This is a genomic window from Streptomyces sp. AK010 (assembly GCF_014207295.1).
Classification (GTDB): Bacteria; Actinomycetota; Actinomycetes; order Streptomycetales; family Streptomycetaceae; genus Streptomyces; species Streptomyces massasporeus.
The window spans coordinates 100082-116625 of the sequence record NZ_JACHCX010000017.1; the positions used below are offsets into that span (position 1 = coordinate 100082).

General features: G+C 69.5%; 14 protein-coding genes. 4 read left to right on the forward strand and 10 right to left on the reverse strand.

Translation table 11 applies throughout. The features are described 5' to 3' along the window. Positions 1 to 51: 51 nt before the first annotated feature. On the forward strand, positions 52 to 663 hold the full coding sequence (locus tag HDC93_RS28360) for a hypothetical protein (protein WP_185013697.1): 612 nt from the start codon (positions 52 to 54) through the stop codon (positions 661 to 663). Between the two features lie 279 nt (positions 664 to 942). Here HDC93_RS28360 and HDC93_RS28365 read toward each other — a convergent pair whose 3' ends face one another. The 3 genes from HDC93_RS28365 to HDC93_RS28375 all read right to left on the reverse strand — a co-directional run bounded on the left by HDC93_RS28365 (position 943) and on the right by HDC93_RS28375 (position 3109). After that, positions 943 to 1572, reverse strand: coding sequence for a hypothetical protein (locus HDC93_RS28365; protein ID WP_185013698.1), 630 nt, complete (start codon positions 1570 to 1572; stop codon positions 943 to 945). A 68-nt stretch (positions 1573 to 1640) separates the two neighbouring features. Beyond that, on the reverse strand, positions 1641 to 2342 hold the full coding sequence (locus HDC93_RS28370) for a ribonuclease HII (RefSeq protein ID WP_030845438.1): 702 nt from the start codon (positions 2340 to 2342) through the stop codon (positions 1641 to 1643). 149 nt (positions 2343 to 2491) lie between these two features. Further along, positions 2492 to 3109, reverse strand: a complete 618-nt coding sequence (locus tag HDC93_RS28375) for a TetR/AcrR family transcriptional regulator (RefSeq protein ID WP_185013699.1) — start codon at positions 3107 to 3109, stop codon at positions 2492 to 2494. Between the two features lie 187 nt (positions 3110 to 3296). On the opposite strand from HDC93_RS28375, the gene HDC93_RS28380 reads away from it, so the two are divergent. Further along, complete coding sequence (locus tag HDC93_RS28380) at positions 3297 to 4844, forward strand: MFS transporter (RefSeq protein ID WP_185013700.1); 1548 nt, start codon at positions 3297 to 3299, stop codon at positions 4842 to 4844. 357 nt (positions 4845 to 5201) lie between these two features. Here HDC93_RS28380 and HDC93_RS28385 read toward each other — a convergent pair whose 3' ends face one another. The 3 genes from HDC93_RS28385 to HDC93_RS28395 form a co-directional block, all read right to left on the reverse strand. After that, positions 5202 to 6107, reverse strand: coding sequence for an ADP-ribosylglycohydrolase family protein (locus tag HDC93_RS28385; protein ID WP_185013701.1), 906 nt, complete (start codon positions 6105 to 6107; stop codon positions 5202 to 5204). A 12-nt stretch (positions 6108 to 6119) separates the two neighbouring features. Then, entirely contained in the window at positions 6120 to 6779 is a 660-nt protein-coding gene (locus HDC93_RS28390) for a histidine phosphatase family protein (RefSeq protein ID WP_185013702.1), read from the reverse strand. A 191-nt stretch (positions 6780 to 6970) separates the two neighbouring features. Continuing rightward, positions 6971 to 7576 (reverse strand): YdbC family protein, encoded by a 606-nt coding sequence (locus tag HDC93_RS28395; protein ID WP_185013703.1) that lies wholly within the window; start codon positions 7574 to 7576, stop codon positions 6971 to 6973. Positions 7577 to 7712: 136 nt separating this feature from the next. Here HDC93_RS28395 and HDC93_RS28400 point away from each other — a divergent pair, with 136 nt between their 5' ends. Next, positions 7713 to 8264, forward strand: a complete 552-nt coding sequence (locus tag HDC93_RS28400) for a TerD family protein (RefSeq protein ID WP_260419807.1) — start codon at positions 7713 to 7715, stop codon at positions 8262 to 8264. Positions 8265 to 8347: 83 nt separating this feature from the next. On the opposite strand, the gene HDC93_RS28405 is transcribed toward HDC93_RS28400, so the two are convergent. Further along, entirely contained in the window at positions 8348 to 11239 is a 2892-nt protein-coding gene (locus HDC93_RS28405) for a vitamin B12-dependent ribonucleotide reductase (protein WP_185013704.1), read from the reverse strand. Between the two features lie 164 nt (positions 11240 to 11403). After that, a complete protein-coding gene (gene nrdR, locus HDC93_RS28410) occupies positions 11404 to 11964 on the reverse strand; it encodes a transcriptional regulator NrdR (protein ID WP_185013705.1) in 561 nt (186 codons plus the stop codon). 621 nt (positions 11965 to 12585) lie between these two features. On the opposite strand from nrdR, the gene lexA reads away from it, so the two are divergent. Further along, positions 12586 to 13365, forward strand: a complete 780-nt coding sequence (lexA, locus tag HDC93_RS28415) for a transcriptional repressor LexA (protein WP_031108030.1) — start codon at positions 12586 to 12588, stop codon at positions 13363 to 13365. 168 nt (positions 13366 to 13533) lie between these two features. Here lexA and HDC93_RS28420 read toward each other — a convergent pair whose 3' ends face one another. Both HDC93_RS28420 and HDC93_RS28425 read right to left on the reverse strand, forming a co-directional pair. After that, positions 13534 to 15525 (reverse strand): ATP-dependent DNA helicase, encoded by a 1992-nt coding sequence (locus HDC93_RS28420; protein WP_185013706.1) that lies wholly within the window; start codon positions 15523 to 15525, stop codon positions 13534 to 13536. A 251-nt stretch (positions 15526 to 15776) separates the two neighbouring features. Then, complete coding sequence (locus tag HDC93_RS28425; RefSeq protein WP_311774637.1) at positions 15777 to 16502, reverse strand: GNAT family N-acetyltransferase; 726 nt, start codon at positions 16500 to 16502, stop codon at positions 15777 to 15779. Between the last annotated feature and the right edge of the window lie 42 nt (positions 16503 to 16544).

Here is a 16544-nt window from a genome sequence, read left to right on the forward strand (position 1 = left end):
CCAGGAATCCGACCCCGCCCGCAGTGTGGGCGCGTAGCCGAAGGGAGGACCGTGACCTTCGGATTCGCTCCGGCCTCGGCAGCGGCGTCGACGTCCGCCGCTTCCGTCAACCGCTTGCTCGAACCCGCGGAATGGGCCGCCGCCGGGATCCCACTCCTGCGCAATCCCCGTGAGATCGTCAGCGCACTGCACGCCCGGCACCACCCGCAGCCGGCGACGGCTGTCGTCGCCGTGCTCGACCCGGACGAGCGGCTGCGGGCGAGTGCCTCGTTCGTGCGCCGCGCGGCCCCTGCCGACGGCTGGATGTTCCGCAACGCGCTGCTCGCGCAGCTGCGCCGGGTCATCCCACACGATCTGCGCCGCCGCTCACCGGTGCGCACCGCGGTACTGCTCTACTGCCGTGAGGGCGACGCGCGTTGGACGGAGGAGGACGGCGCGTGGATGTGGGGGCTGCGCGACGCGTGCACGCTCCACGGACTGCGCTGCGGGGCGTACATCACGCTGACCCGTGACGGATGGCAGGTCCAGGGCGAGGGCCGCGGCGGACGCCGCCCTCACTCGGCATCCGCACCGGAGCCGTTCGCCACGTCGGAGGCACCGCCACCCATACCGCGCACCGGCGGCGCCTCCGAGGTACTGCGCCGCGCAGCGGCGGCACGCTGAGTCCCGGACAGACCGTTCCGAACGGAGCCGGGACCTCACTTCGTCATACGGCACACCACGACTCCGACGACGGCCGGAAGGGGCCGTTCGACCCGGCACCGGCCGTGCCGCCAAGCACGGCGGTCCGCCACGGCCACAGAAGCGCTTCTCAGGTCGGGCCGGGTCACCACGCAGGCACGGCCCTCCGCCCTTCGGGCATGCTGAACACCCGCCGGGCGGCCCCGCGACAGCGGCGCCTGAAGTCACCCCCAGCGCCCTGCCGGGCGCTACGGCACAGGCTCAGACACCCGCGCCCAGCACCGAGTTGATCCGCTGCGGGTCACCACAGACGATCAGCAGGGCACCGGCCCGGGAGTGAGCCAGGGAGAGGGCGCTCACGGCAGCGTCCTCGGGACCGCCGTTGACGGCGACCACGGTCACCGGACGCGACGCGGCACGGGCCGCGATGGTGACATCCGTGTAGAAGACGTCGTCACCGGCGTCGTGCTGGGCCCAGTAGGAGGCTTCACCGAAGGACAGTTCGTGGGCGGCCCACGGGTGCTGCTCCCCGGTCGTGATCACCAGGATGTCGCCGGGGGCACGACCCGAGTCCAGCAGCAGGTCCACGGCCTCCTCGGCGGCGTCGAGCGCCCCCTCCACGGAAGCCGGGATCAACTGGATCTGCGGGGCGACCGGAGCGGCGGCACCGGCGGCGGGACCCGACGGAGCGGGCTTGGTGGCCGCATCACGCGGAGTCCGTTGCACGGGCGGCGCCGGCCGGAGAGGGCCGGGACGACCGGGACGCGACGGAGCCGCGGGACGGGGGCCGGGTACGGGACGGGGGGTCGGCGCGGTACGGCTGCTGGCCGGAGTGGCGCGGGGACCCTGGGCACTCTCGTGAATCTGAGGCTCCTCGGGAATGAGAGGCATGAGTTGATATTTATCAAACGTTGGTACGACCCGCGTCGGCGGGTGGCGCATGTGCGCGAACGAAACCGTCAGAAATCGAAGCCGAGCTGCCCCTCGATCTCCGGAACACTTCCGTCCGCCCAGCTGCGGACCTTCTTGAGGTGCCGCCACTGGGGCAGCGCATCAAGATACGCCCACGACAACCGGTGGTAGGGGGTGGGGCCCCGCTCCGCCAGTGCGGCCTTGTGCACGGGTGATGGATACCCGGCGTTGTCCGCAAAACCGAAGTCTGCATGGTCGATACCCAGTTCGGCCATCATTTTGTCGCGCTGGACCTTGGCGATCACTGAGGCCGCCGCAACCGCCACGCACGACTGGTCGCCCTTGATCACCGTGCGGACCCGCCAGGGCGCACCGAGGTAGTCGTGCTTGCCGTCGAGGATGACCGCGTCGGGACGCACGGGCAGTGCGTCCAGCGCACGCCCCGCAGCGAGCCGCAGCGCGGCCGTCATCCCCAGAGCGTCTATCTCCTCCGGGGAGGCATGCCCCAGTGCGTACGACGTCACCCAGGTCCGCAGTTCCTCGGCGAGGGTGGTGCGTCGTTTGATGGTGAGCAGCTTCGAGTCCGTGAGCCCCTCGGGCGGACGGCGCAGTCCGGTGATCGCCGCGCAGACGGTGACGGGACCGGCCCACGCGCCGCGGCCCACCTCGTCGACACCTGCAACGATCTTCGCTCCGGTCGTGGCTCGAAGGGAGCGCTCGACGGTGTGAGTAGGCGGTTCGTACGGCATGGCGCCCCTAGATTACGCCGCCGGGAACCGGCCGCGACACCCCGGTCCGCAACGGCGGTCTCGTCGCCCTCGAGACCCCCCGTCGAGCATCGCCCGGTCGCCGCGCGGGCCGTCGCCCGACTCGAGCACAAGCCTCCTCGCGGGCAGCGTCAGGCACCGTGCGGCCGCAGCAGCGGAACCATCAACTGGTCGATCATCTCCTCGACTTCACTGTCCTGCCATTCACAGCCGCACATCTTGGAGCGGTACATCATCATGGCCGGTACGGCGTCGAAGACATAGCCGTTGGCAGCCTCGGGGCGCACCTCGCCGCGCTTGATCCCCCGGTCGACGACTTCCCGCAACATCTTCATGGTGGGCTCCACGACCCCGTCGAAGATCACGCCATGGAAGCGTTCGGCCTGCGCCGTGTCGCATTCGTGAATCACCGAGCGAAGCGCGAAACCCGGGCGGGAGAACATCGCGTCACGGGCCAGCAGACACAGCGCCAAGAGGTCCTCGCGGACACTTCCTTCATCCGGAGCGGCGTCGAACTGGGGCAGCCCGGCACGCAGGGCGTCGGCGACAAGATCCTCCTTGGACGGCCAACGCCGGTAGACCGCGGCCTTGCCGGTCTGGGCGCCGGCGGCGACACCCTCCATCGTCAGGCCGTTCCAGCCAACGGTGCTGAGTTGGTCGAGGGCGGCGTCGAGGATCGCACGTTCGAGGACCGCGCCGCGGCGGCGGGCAGTCTGAGCGGGGGCATCCGCCCAGCTGGGGGTAACCATCTGACTCTCTCCAACGAGCAGAGGAAGCGGGAATTCCGGGGACGGGAGACGCGCCGGACGGCCACACAGGGGGACGTACCGACCGACGACGTCTTGAGTGAACGCTTGCGTTCACTGTCGGGGACTCACTACCGTTGACGCGGCAGTGAACGCCAGCGTTCACTAAAGCACTCGTGGGGGACCCATAGTGACAACCTCTCCATTGCTCCAAGAGCAGAAGCCAGGCGCGGCACGCCGACAAGGACGCCCCGGCATAGCGCTCACCGTCATCGCGGCCTGCCAACTCATGGTGGTACTCGACGCGACGATTGTGAACATCGCACTCCCGCACATTCAAGAAGCGCTCGAGTTCAGCACCACCGACCTCACCTGGGTCATCAGCTCCTACACCCTCACCTTCGGCGGCCTGCTGCTCCTCGGCGGCCGCGCCGGTGACATCCTCGGACGGCGCCGGGTCTTCATGACCGGCATCCTCCTGTTCACCCTGGCCTCGCTGCTCGGCGGGCTGGCCCAGGAACCCTGGCAGTTGCTGGCCGCCCGGGTCTTGCAGGGCGTGGGGGGCGCGATCGCCTCGCCCACCTCGCTGGCACTCATCACCACCACGTTCCCCGAGGGACCGGAGCGCAACCGGGCCTTCGGTGTCTTCGCCGCGGTCTCCGCGGGCGGTGGCGCCATCGGCCTGCTCGCCGGCGGCATGCTCACCGAGTGGCTCGACTGGCGCTGGGTGCTCTTCGTGAACGTGCCGATCGGCGTACTGATAGCCGTGCTCACTCCGCTCTACATCAGCGAGTCCGAACGGCACTCGGCCCGCTTCGACATCGCGGGCGCCGTGACCTCGACCGCCGGCATGGCGTCCCTCGTCTACGGCTTCATCCGCGCCGCGGACGAGGGGTGGAAGGACCGCCTCACCATCGGGTCCTTCGCCGCCGCCGTGCTGCTGCTTCTCGCCTTCGGGATCATCGAATCCCGGGCCAAGGAGCCGATCACCCCGCTGCGGATGTTCGCCGACCGCAACCGCTCGGGCACGTACGTGATCATGCTGAGCCTGGCCGCGGCGATGTTCGGCATGTTCTTCTACATCGTGCTGTTCGTGCAGAACGTGCTCGGGTACAGCCCGATCCAGGCGGGACTCGCCTTCCTGCCCGTGACGTTCGTGATCGCGCTCGGCGCCGGTCTGTCGCAGCGGTTCCTGCCGGTACTGGGCCCCAAGCCCTTCATGCTCGTGGGCTCCGCGCTCGCGATGGCCGGGCTGGCCTGGCAGGCACTCATCAGCTCCGACAGCTCGTACGTCGGTGGCGTCCTCGGCCCGATGCTGGTGTTCGGCTTCGGCATGGGGCTGAACTTCGTGACGCTGACGCTCACCGCCGTCTCCGGCGTCGCCCCGCACGAGGCGGGCGCGGCCTCCGGGCTGCTCAACACGACACAGCAGGTGGGCGGATCGCTGGGCCTGTCCATCCTCACGACGGTCTTCGGCACGGCGACCAAGAACGAGGCCGAGAAGCAGCTTCCGCAGTTCATGGCCGAAGGGACCGCGGAGCAGAAGGCGGAGTTCGCCAGGACCCACCAACTGCCCGCGCCGTGGGGGCACGAGGTGTTGGCGCACGGCATCTCGACAGCGTTCATTCCGGCCGCCGCGATGGCCGTCCTCGCCTTGGCCACGGCCTGGTTCGTGATCCGGGTCCGTAAGAGCGACCTGGAGGCCCTCTCCGGTTCTGCCGGACCGGGACTCGGCTGACGCAAGAGCACCACGAACCGGCTCCGGAGCCTCACCGACGGGTGCAGCACAGTCCCGCCGGCGGCTGCCGGGACGGTTCATGCGCGGCTGCGGCGGGGCGGGTCGCAGGCGAGGGAGGGACGGCGAGACCGTCAGCGCAGCCGCCCTCGAGCGACCCGCACGACGCGCGACAGCGCCGCACCAGCCGATCAGGACGGCAAGCAGCACCTCCATGACCATCCCCCTCTCCACGAACACGGACGTCCGGCGTGTGCACGCCCCGACAGCTGCCACAGCGGATGCCGGAACAACGGACGGCCGATCACGGAGAGTTCCCAGGATGTACGGAGAGTTTCCGAACGAGGTGCGAGTCCTGCGTCAGGCCGACGTGGGCACCCAGTCCGGGAGCGGCTCCGTCCGCTGGACCCATTCAGCGGGCGGTGCTCCCGCCTTCCCCGAGGCGATGACGCCGCCGACAATGGCGCACGTGGTGTCGACGTCCCCGCCGACCTGGGCGGTCGTCCAGAACGCCCGCTCGTAATCGCCGAGGCTCCTCGCCGCCGACCAGAGGGCGAAGGGGACGGTGTCGTGGGCGGTCGTCCGCCGCCCGCACCCCAGTACCGCCGCGACCGTGCCCGGGTCGCCGTAGTCGAGCATGTCCCGCGCCCTGCGGAGTCCCGCGCCCACGGCGCTCTTCGGTACCAGGTCGATGACCCCGTCGAGGAGGGCTTCGGCTCCGGGCGGCCCCTCGGGGGCGGCGGCGAACGCCGCTGCCGCGGCGACGGCCATGGCCCCGACGACGGCCTCGCGGTGCTGGTGGGTGGGGTAGGCCGAGATCTCCGCCTGGTGGGTCGCCTGCTCCGGATCGTCCGCGTACCAGGCCCCCAGCGGAGCGATCCGCATCGCCGCGCCGTTGCCCCAGGAGCCCTGGCCCTTGAAGAGCGCGGCGGCCAGTTCCCGCCAGTCGCCACCCTCCCGGACGAGCCGCAGCAGACGGTTGACCGCGGGACCGTAGCCCCGGTCGAAGTCGTGGTGCTCGGCGAAGGAGTGCGCCAGGGCGTCCTGGTCGATGCGGTGGTGGGCGGCGAGAACGGCGACGACCGAGCCGGCCATCTCCGTGTCGTCCGTCCACTGCCACGGTCCGGAGGGCACCTCGCGGCGCTTCAGCAGGGGGTAGTTCACCGGCACGAAGTACTGGGAGCCGAGGGCGTCTCCGACGGACAGCCCGCGCAGGCAGGCCAGGGCGCGCTCCAGGCGCACGTCGGGGGAGGAATCAGCGGTCATCGCCCTGCCACTCTATCCGGTGACCCCGTACGGCTCGGGATCTCGCCAACGGTCGAACGGCCGGTCGAGGGTGTACTTGCCGTCGTCCCCCAGAACGAGCATCCGCACCTCGCCGTTCCCCGGGTTCGACAGCGACTCGAACTCCGCGACCGTCCAGTGGAACCACCGCATGCAGAACAGCCGCATCGCCAGACCGTGGGTGACGATGAGGACGTTCGGCGGGTGGTCGGGGTCCTCGAAGCTGCGGAACAGGCTCTCCAGGAAGCCGCCGACCCGGTCGTAGACGTCGGCGCCGGACTCGCCCTGGGCGAATCGGTAGAAGAAGTGGCCGTACGCGTCCCGGTAGGCCTTCTGGAGGCGGACCTCGTCCCGGTCCTGCCAGTTGCCCCAGTCCTGCTCGCGCAGCCGGGGCTCCTCGCGTACCCGTATGAGTCGGGGGTCGAGGTGGAACGCGCGCAGGGTCTCGTGCGTACGCCGGTAGGGGGAGACGTACACGCTGACGTGCTCGTCGCCGAACCGCTCGCGCAGCCGCTCTCCCGTCGCTTCCGCCTGCCGCCGACCGCGCTCGGTCAGCGCGAGGGCGTGGTCGGGTTCACGCTCGTAGACGGAGTCATCAACATTGCCCGTTGATTCGCCGTGCCGGACAAGGACGATGCGCCGTGGTCGTGCCATGCCAAGACCCTAGATCGGGTGAGGTCCGGTGGAGCACTCCCCCCGCACCCATACGGCGTAGGTCACACGATTCCTGCACCACAGGTCACACCGGTCGCACGCTTGTACGGATGGAATGGCTCCGTCCGCGCACACCCGGCGTCACAGGGCCCGTGTCGGAGCCCTCCGGAAAAGCGGTCGAGCCGTCGGAATCAAACCGTCCAGCTCGTTTCCATGTCCACGACGTCCCCGGTGAGCGCCGCCACGTCCGCCTCCGTCTGAGCCCTCAGGGCGAGCCGCTCCACACGTTCCGTGCGGTACTTGCCGTGCTCGGCGGCCGAGCGCCACATCGACAGCACCAGGAACTCGTTCCCGGGCGCCTCGCCGAACAGCCCGCGCACCATGCCGGGTGAGCCGGCCATCGCCGGGTTCCAGACCTTTTCCTGCATCAGCACGAAGTGCTCGGCCCGCTCCTCGTGGATGCGGCAGAGCGCCACCCGGAGCAGGTCGGCGTCCGTGAAGCGCGGCTCGAAACCGGTCTTCACGTCGAAGCGGTAGTCGAAGAGTCTGACCTGGGCGTCCTTGAACGTGCCCGCCTGGGTCGACGCGAGCCGGTCGTGGGACCGTGCCATGAAGGAGTCGTAGAAGGCGCGGCTCTCCCAGAACGCGAAGATGTGCGCCACATCCGGCCGCCCCCGGCTCCAGCCACCCCCCTGCCCGCGAAACCCCGGCTCCCCCAGAAGCCCCGCCCACTTCCGCTGCCCCCGCTCGAAACCGCGGCGGTCCACCACGGTGCAGCGAATCCACTTGACCAGCACCGCGCCATGGTAAGGCCAGGAAGCGTGGCATCGGTCGCTCTCGGCTGGACCGCTCCTCCACGCCCGCACCCCCTCGCGTGGCAGGATGGACAAACAGCCATGTGCGCCCGGCAGTTGGGGCCGACGGACAGGTCGTATGGGGAAGGGGACTCTGGTGGACGGGCTCAGCAAGGGGCTTCGCAAGGTCGAGATCGCTGTGCGGTGGGATCCCAGCCCGGCGGGGCAGCCGTCCACCGATCTGGACCTGGTCGCGGCGACCTATACGGCGGGCGACCCGCACGGCGACGCCGCGTACCTGGTGCACTTCGACAGCCGATCCCCCGACGGCACCATCACGCTCAACCGGGACAGCAAGGACGGTCAGGGCTTCGGCTACGACGAAGTCATGACGCTGGAGCTCGACCGGCTCGACGTCCGCTACGCGCGCGTGGTGGTCGGTGTCGTCATTCAGCAGCGCCCGGCGGAGCGCACCTTCGTCAGCGTGCGCAACCCCGGACTGCGTATCCGCGAGGGGTACACCGTCCTGGCGGAGGGCGACTTCGGCGACGTCCTGGGAGCGACGGCGGCGACGGTCGCAGAGTTCGTGCGGGACGGCACCGGCCCGTGGGAGTTGCGCTCCGGACTCCGTGGTTTCGAGGGCGACCCGGTGGACTTCACCAGGACGATGGGCGCGGCGCGCCGGCCCTGACCTGGTCGCGGACGAGACACGTAGGACGAGAGGGGCACCGCCCGCAGGCGGTGCCCCTCCGTCATCGGCTCAGGCGTTCGGCGTCAGCTGCAGCCGCTGGTCGAGCCGCAGCCCTCGCAGATGTAGCAGGAACCGGCGCGCTGCATCTTCGTACCGCAGGAGAAGCACAGCGGGGCGTCGGCCTGGATGCCCAGCTGCATCTCCACCAGTTCGGCGCTGGTGTGCGCCTGCTGCGGGGCGGGCTTGACCGCTTCCTCGGCCTTCGGAGCGGCAACGGCCTTCAGCTCCTGGGCACGCGGTGCCGACTGGGCCAGCCCCTCCACGTCGACCTCGTCGTCGGACGGCTCGTACGACCCGGTCTCGAGGTGACGCTGGCGCTCCTCGGCGGAGTGGATGCCGAGCGCGGAGCGCGTCTCGAAGGGCAGGAAGTCCAGCGCCAGGCGGCGGAAGATGTAGTCGACGATCGACTGCGCCATCCGCACGTCCGGGTCGTCCGTCATACCGGCCGGCTCGAAGCGCATGTTGGTGAACTTCGAGACGTACGTCTCCAGCGGCACGCCGTACTGGAGACCCACGGAGACCGCGATGGAGAAGGCGTCCATCATGCCCGCGAGGGTCGAGCCCTGCTTGGACATCTTGAGGAAGACCTCACCGAGACCGTCGTCCGGGTAGGAGTTGGCGGTCATGTAGCCCTCGGCACCGCCGACGGTGAAGGACGTGGTGATGCCGGGACGTCCCTTCGGCAGGCGCTTGCGGACCGGGCGGTACTCGATGACCTTTTCGACCGCGGTGCGGATGGTGTCCTCGGTCTTCTCGGTGATCTCCGCCTTCTCCTTCTCCTTGGTCTTGGCGGAGAGGGGCTGGCCGACCTTGCAGTTGTCGCGGTAGATCGCGAGCGCCTTGACGCCCAGCTTCCAGGCCTCGAAGTAGATCTCCTCGACCTCCTCGACGGTCGCCGTCTCCGGCATGTTGACCGTCTTGGAGATGGCGCCGGAGATCCACGGCTGGATCGCGGCCATCATGCGGACGTGGCCCATCGGGGAGATGGCCCGCTCGCCCATGGCGCAGTCGAACACCTCGTAGTGCTCGGGCTTGAGACCGGGGGCGTCGATCACGTTGCCGTTGTCGGCGATGTGGGCGACGATCGCCTCGATCTGCTCTTCCAGGTAGCCCAGGCGACGCAGGGCCTGCGGGACGGTGCCGTTGACGATCTGCATCGAGCCGCCGCCGACCAGCTTCTTGAACTTGACCAGCGCGAGGTCGGGCTCGACACCGGTGGTGTCGCAGGACATCGCCAGACCGATGGTGCCGGTCGGGGCGAGCACGGACGCCTGCGAGTTACGGAAACCGTTCTTCTCACCGATGCGCAGCACGTCTCCCCAGGCCTCGCTGGCGGCGGCCCACACCGGGGTGTCCAGGTCGTCCATGCGGACGGCCGTGTCGTTGGCGTCCGAGTGCTGCTTCATGACGCGCTTGTGGGCGTCGGCGTTGCGGGCGTAGCCGTCGTACGGGCCGACGACCGAGGCGAGTTCGGCGGAGCGCCGGTAGGCCGTGCCCGTCATCAGGGAGGTGATGGCGCCGGCGAGGGAGCGGCCGCCGTCGGAGTCGTAGGCGTGACCGGTGGCCATCAGCAGGGCGCCGAGGTTGGCGTAGCCGATGCCGAGCTGGCGGAACGCGCGCGTGTTCTCGCCGATCTTCTGGGTCGGGAAGTCCGCGAAGCAGATCGAGATGTCCATCGCGGTGATGACCAGCTCGACGACCTTCTGGAAGCGCTCGGCCTCGAAGGACTGGTTGCCCTTGCCGTCGTCCTTCAGGAACTTCATCAGGTTCAACGAGGCCAGGTTGCAGGACGTGTTGTCCAGGTGCATGTACTCGCTGCACGGGTTCGACGCGGTGATCCGGCCGGACTCGGGGCAGGTGTGCCAGGTGTTGATGGTGTCGTCGTACTGGATGCCGGGGTCGGCGCAGGCCCAGGCGGCCTCGGCGATCTTGCGGAAGAGCGACTTGGCGTCGACCTCCTCGATGACCTCACCGGTCATCCGGCCACGCAGCCCGAACTGGCCGCCCTGCTCGACCGCCTTCATGAACTCGTCGTTGACACGGACCGAGTTGTTGGCGTTCTGGTACTGGACGGACGTGATGTCGTCGCCGCCCAGATCCATGTCGTAGCCCGCGTCGCGCAGGACGCGGATCTTCTCTTCTTCCTTGACCTTGGTCTCGATGAAGTCCTCGATGTCCGGGTGGTCCACATCGAGGACGACCATCTTGGCGGCGCGGCGGGTGGCGCCACCGGACTTGATCGTTCCTGCGGAGGCGTCGGCACCGCGCATGAAGGAGACCGGGCCGGAGGCGTTGCCGCCGGAGGACAGCAGTTCCTTGGAGGAGCGGATCCTGGAGAGGTTCAGGCCGGCGCCGGAGCCGCCCTTGAAGATCATGCCCTCTTCCTTGTACCAGTCGAGGATCGACTCCATGGAGTCGTCGACGGACAGGATGAAGCAGGCGGAGACCTGCTGGGGCTGCTTGGTGCCGACGTTGAACCAGACAGGGCTGTTGAAGCTGAAGATCTGGTGCAGGAGGGCGTACGCCAGCTCGTGCTCGAAGATCTCGGCGTCGGCGGGCGAGGAGAAGTACTTGTGGTCCTCACCGGCCTTCCGGTACGTCTTCACGATGCGGTCGATCAGCTGCTTGAGGCTGGTCTCGCGCTGCGGGGTGCCCACGGCACCCCGGAAGTACTTGCTGGTGACGATGTTGACCGCGTTCACCGACCAGAAGTCGGGGAACTCGACGCCGCGCTGCTCGAAGTTGACCGAGCCGTCGCGCCAGTTGGTCATGACGACGTCACGACGCTCCCAGGCCACCTCGTCATAGGGGTGAACCCCAGGAGTGGTGTGGATGCGCTCGACACGCAGGCCCTTGCTCGCCTTGGCGCTCTTGGCGCGGGTACTCCGTGCCGGACCGCTCGCCGTCTCTGTCATGCCGCCTCCCTGTACGGGCGAAAACGCCCTGAAGTGCCCCGTTGTTCCCGTGGCACGGTGTTCTGTCTGGCGTTGCGGGCACCCACTCACGTCACCCGCAACAGGTCTTCTCATCGCCGCCGCCCGGCCGGGCCCGGAGCCGCCTTCCGGGTCCGGCCCGCCGGTCAGTCGGCGGCGCCGGCGGGCTGGGGGACCTGTTCCGCCCCTCCGGACCCGCGGTCGTCTTCCTGGCCCCCCGTGGCCGTGTCCTCGCGGTCTTCGTCGTCCGCGCCGGGGTGTCCCGTCTGCGCCCTCAGTTCCCCGATGGCCGCCTCGAAGTCGTCGAGCGAGTCGAACGCCCGGTAGACGGAGGCGAATCGCAGGTAGGCGACGAGATCGAGTTCCTGCAGCGGGCCGAGTATGGCCAGCCCCACGTCGTGGGTGGTCAGCTCGGCGCTTCCGGTGGCCCGCACCGCCTCCTCGACCCGTTGGCCGAGCTGGGCGAGCGCGTCCTCGGTGACGGGCCGCCCCTGGCACGCCTTGCGCACTCCATTGATGACCTTCGTACGACTGAAGGGCTCGGTGACTCCGGACCGCTTCACCACCATGAGCGAGCACGTCTCCACGGTCGTGAAACGACGGGAGCAGTCAGGACACTGGCGGCGCCTGCGGATCGATGTGCCGTCGTCGGTCGTACGACTGTCGACGACACGACTGTCGGGGTGCCTGCAGAAGGGGCAGTGCATGAACTTCCAACCCTCCTCACAGCAGACTCAATAGCCTCGCCGGTCCTCTTGCGCCCCACGAAGCAGCCCCAAGCATAGGCGATGACCATGGGCCTCGAGACCCGGGGGACCACAACTTCTGGGCTGCTGCTGCAATCCAACCACTAGATGTGGGGATTGGCTCATACATCGACGCCAATCCCGCGTGTCGCGCGCGTAGGCGCACGTGGCGACCGACGGGCCGGGCCCCACCGGCCCCGCGCACCTGCGGAGGCCCCGCCGCGAACGGCATTCCCGGGGACACGGACGGATCCGTTCCCGCACAGCCGTATCGCCGCGGCACATGCGGAGATACCGTGGGCGCCGCGAGGAGGGGACGTGGGACTCCCGCACAGATGAGGGCTGGTCCCGGGGCAGGGGAATGCCGGATGGCAGACTGGGGCACCAGTCCACGAGTGATCACCCCGGCGGTGAAGAGTACAGCAATGGGCCCTTTTGCCCGCCAGGTGGCGCGGCCGCCAATACACCCGGACACATGATCGCGTCCCGTGATTCGCGATTTTTCACTCGAACGTGTGTTTGGCGCAACCTTTCGAAAGCAACTACCGTTGTCCAGCAGGGAGACCATCGAGAGGGGCCGACGTGACCACCACCGCAGACAGTGCCGCCATCGCTGCCCAGGACCGCTCCCAGGGCCGACTGGAGCCGGTGCATGCGATGAACGAAGCCACGAACCCTGAGGGGCACAAGCGCTCCCTGCCGGGGCGACCTCCCGGCATCCGGGCAGACAGCTCGGGACTCACCGATCGCCAGCGCCGCGTGATCGAGGTCATCAGGGACTCCGTGCAGCGACGGGGCTACCCGCCGTCCATGCGGGAGATCGGTCAGGCCGTCGGCCTCTCCAGCACCTCCTCCGTCGCACATCAGCTGATGGCTCTGGAGCGCAAGGGCTTCCTGCGCCGCGACCCGCACCGCCCGCGCGCGTACGAGGTGCGGGGCTCCGACCAGGCCGCCTCGGTGCAGCCCACCGACACGGCGGGCAAGCCGGCCGCGTCGTACGTGCCGCTGGTCGGCCGCATCGCCGCCGGTGGCCCGATCCTCGCCGAGGAGTCCGTCGAGGACGTCTTCCCCCTCCCCCGCCAGCTCGTGGGGGACGGCGAGCTGTTCGTCCTGAAGGTCGTCGGTGACTCGATGATCGAGGCCGCGATCTGCGACGGCGACTGGGTCACGGTGCGCCGTCAGCCGGTCGCCGAGAACGGCGACATCGTGGCCGCGATGCTCGACGGCGAGGCCACCGTCAAGCGCTTCAAGCGCGAGGACGGCCATGTCTGGCTCCTGCCGCACAACGCGGCCTACGAGCCCATCCCCGGCGACGACGCGACCATCCTCGGCAAGGTGGTGGCGGTACTGCGACGCGTCTGACAGCGCGCACCGCGTCGGGTGGGCCCCATCGGCCCGCCCTCTGACCGGGCCCCGGGACCTCTGCGCCGGTTCCGGGGCCCTGCGCTGTCCGGGGGCAGATCGGGGCAGCCGACTCGTGGGGAGGGCTGGCGGTTGGCCTGCGGCTGAGCCACAGGCCAACCGCGCAGCTCATGCGTCGTCCGTCTGCCCGGCTGCCGCTTGCTGGGCAGACGCGTCGATCGCCGCAAGCGACTTCCGCACCTGGTTACGGTCCGTCGTGAACCAGAAGTCGGGCAGTGACGCCTTCAGATAGCTCCCGTACCGGGCCGTCGCCAGACGCTGATCGAGGACCGCGACCACACCCCGGTCCCCCGACGCCCGTACGAGGCGGCCGGCGCCCTGAGCCATGAGGAGCGCGGCGTGGGTGGCGGCGACCGCCATGAAGCCGTTGCCGCCCGCGTCCTCGACGGCCTTCTGCCGGGCGCTCATGAGCGGGTCGTCCGGGCGGGGGAACGGGATCTTGTCCATGACGACCAACTGGCAGCTGGGTCCGGGGACGTCGACGCCCTGCCAGAGCGACAGCGTGCCGAAGAGGCAGGTCTTCGGGTCGGCCGCGAAGTTCTTGATGAGCTCGCCCAGCGTCTCCTCGCCCTGGAGGAGGATTGGGTACTCGGGGATCCGGGACCGGAGCTCTTCAGCGGCCAGCTGGGCGCCCCGCATCGAGGAGAACAGGCCGAGGGTGCGGCCGCCCGCCGCCTGGATCAGCTCCGTGAGCTCGTCGAGCATGTCCGCACGGTCGCCGTCCCGCGCGGGACGTGCCAGGTGCTTGGCTACGTAGAGGATGCCCTGCTTGCGGTAGTCGAAGGGCGAGCCGACGTCGATGCCCTTCCACTGCGGGACGTCGTCGCCCTCGGTGCCCTCCGGGGACAGACCCAGGGAGGCGCCCACACCGTTGAAGTCGCCGCCCAGCTTCAGCGTGGCGGATGTCAGGACCACGGAACGGTCCGCGAAGAGCTTCTCCCGCAGCAGACCGGAGACGGACATGGGGGCGACGCGCAGGGAGGCACCGAAGCGGTCGTGGCGCTCGTACCAGACCACGTCCCACTCGGAGCCGTTCGTGATGCGCTCCGCCACGTCGTGCACGTTCTCCACGGAGGCCAGGGCCTGCTTGCGGACGGCGTCCTCGTCCTGGACGGACTTGTCGCGGGTCGCGCCGATCGCGGAGATGACCGTGCGGCACGCGTCGCGCAACGCCATGAGGGCGTAACCGAGGTCCTCGGGAATCTCCTCCAGACGGCCCGGCAGCGCCAGCTCCATCAGCCGTTCGAAACCCTCGGCTGCGGTCTGGAGCTGGTCGGCGGCCTTCTCGTTGACGAGTTTCGCGGCACGGCGCACCGCGCGGTTGACCTGGCCGGGGGTGAGCTCGCCGGTGGCGACTCCGGTGACCCGAGAGACCAGTTCGTGCGCCTCGTCGACGATCAGCACCTCATGCTGCGGGAGGACCGGGGCCCCCTCGATGGCGTCGATCGCGAGCAGCGCGTGGTTGGTGACGACGACCTCGGCGAGCTTGGCCCGCTCACGAGCCATCTCGGCGAAGCACTCGGCGCCGTACGCGCACTTCGCGGCGCCCAGGCACTCCCGCGACGACACCGACACCTGGGCCCAGGCCCGGTCCGAGATGCCGGGCGTGAGGTCGTCACGGTCACCGGTCTCGGTCTCGTCGGCCCAGTCGCGCACCCGGAGCAGGTCCTGGCCCAGCTTGCTGGTGGGCGCGGCGGCCTCGAACTGGTCGAAGAGGCCCTCTTCCTCGTCCTGCGGGACTCCCTCGTGCAGTCGGTGCATGCACAGGTAGTTCGACCGGCCCTTGAGCATCGCGAACTCCGGGCGGCGACGCAGGAGGGGGTGCAGCGAGTCGACCGTTCTCGGCAGGTCGCGCTCCACCAGCTGGCGCTGCAGGGCCAGGGTGGCGGTCGCGATGACCACTCGCTCCCCGTGCGCGAGCGCGGGCACCAGGTAGCCCAGCGACTTGCCGGTACCGGTGCCGGCCTGGACCAGCAGGTGGGAACCGTCGTCGATCGCTTCCTCGACGGCTTCGGCCATGGCCACCTGACCGGGGCGCTCCGTACCGCCGACGGCAGTGACGGCAGCATGCAGGAGTTCGGGGAGTGAGGGCTTCGTCATAGCGCGACCACCCTACGACCCCGCACTGACAAACGGGCGATCAAGGCGGGGACGGGGGACGGGATCAAGGCCGTGGACTCCTCGGTGAGGTGGTGTGGTGGCTTGTGGGTGGCTCGACCGGCTACGGGGATGAGGGCGTGGCGGAACCGCGCGAACGAGGTCCTGGCGGATTGCTCAGCAGATTCGCGGCTCGGGCGGGAACTGCGGCGGTACGGGCTGCGTTCAATGAGTGATGGCGTGGTGACACAGCGCTACAGCAGATGCCGGAGGGGCCGGTCTCGGACCATGAGGGCGGCCCGCTTGGCGGGCAGGTCGACCTCGGCGGAGAACCGGAAGCCGGCGGTCAGGAATGCGGCTACGGAGGGGGTGTTACGAATGTCGGGTTCAGCGATGACACGTGTGCAAGAGGGGCGCTGCGTGAGAACGAGATCGGCCGCGGCCCGGAGCAGCAGACCCCCAAGGCCGCGCCCACGATGCGCGATTCCGCCGACCAGCACATGGATCCCCATGTCGTGAGGCCGGGCCGGGTAATGACGGGCCAGCAGGTCCAGATCCGCCCGGTAGATCTCCCAGTAGCTCATGGGCGCTCCGTCCAGGACGCCGATGCACGGCACGCTGCGCCCGTCGCCGGCGAGCTGGGCCCGTAGGTGGTCCTGCGTCACCTCCTGCGGTCCCGCCAGCCCCCAGAACGCAGCGGCGGCGGGGTCATTCATCCAACGGCAGATGAGCGGAAGGTCGCGTGCGAGGCGCACGGGGACGAGGTGGAACCCGCCTGCGGGTGTGTCGACCGGGCCCCATTCGGCGATGCGGTCGAGGAGGCCGTCATGACAGGGGACGGAGGAAGGGCGTGATGCCGAGTCCTCGCCGGAGGCTCTCCCGAGATCCGGGGGGTCGGATCGGGACCCGGCACCGCAGGCCACGTCGGTCATGACAGGGACGGCTCTCCCGGTTTCGGCGATCGGCTCGGCGGGAGGCACCGAACGCTCCTCTCATGAAGGGAGTGGGGCATGTCCTCAGGG

What these genes read in the sequence shown, in the direction of transcription:
- HDC93_RS28400 (WP_260419807.1), top strand. Translation starts at nt 7,713, where the DNA reads ATGGGGAAGGGGACTCTGGTGGACGGGCTCAGCAAGGGGCTTCGCAAG.
- HDC93_RS28405 (WP_185013704.1), bottom strand. Translation starts at nt 11,239, where the DNA reads ATGACAGAGACGGCGAGCGGTCCGGCACGGAGTACCCGCGCCAAGAGC.
- HDC93_RS28365 (WP_185013698.1), bottom strand. Translation starts at nt 1,572, where the DNA reads ATGCCTCTCATTCCCGAGGAGCCTCAGATTCACGAGAGTGCCCAGGGT.
- HDC93_RS28390 (WP_185013702.1), bottom strand. Translation starts at nt 6,779, where the DNA reads ATGGCACGACCACGGCGCATCGTCCTTGTCCGGCACGGCGAATCAACG.
- HDC93_RS28370 (WP_030845438.1), bottom strand. Translation starts at nt 2,342, where the DNA reads ATGCCGTACGAACCGCCTACTCACACCGTCGAGCGCTCCCTTCGAGCC.
- nrdR (WP_185013705.1), bottom strand. Translation starts at nt 11,964, where the DNA reads ATGCACTGCCCCTTCTGCAGGCACCCCGACAGTCGTGTCGTCGACAGT.
- HDC93_RS28385 (WP_185013701.1), bottom strand. Translation starts at nt 6,107, where the DNA reads ATGACCGCTGATTCCTCCCCCGACGTGCGCCTGGAGCGCGCCCTGGCC.
- HDC93_RS28420 (WP_185013706.1), bottom strand. Translation starts at nt 15,525, where the DNA reads ATGACGAAGCCCTCACTCCCCGAACTCCTGCATGCTGCCGTCACTGCC.
- HDC93_RS28375 (WP_185013699.1), bottom strand. Translation starts at nt 3,109, where the DNA reads ATGGTTACCCCCAGCTGGGCGGATGCCCCCGCTCAGACTGCCCGCCGC.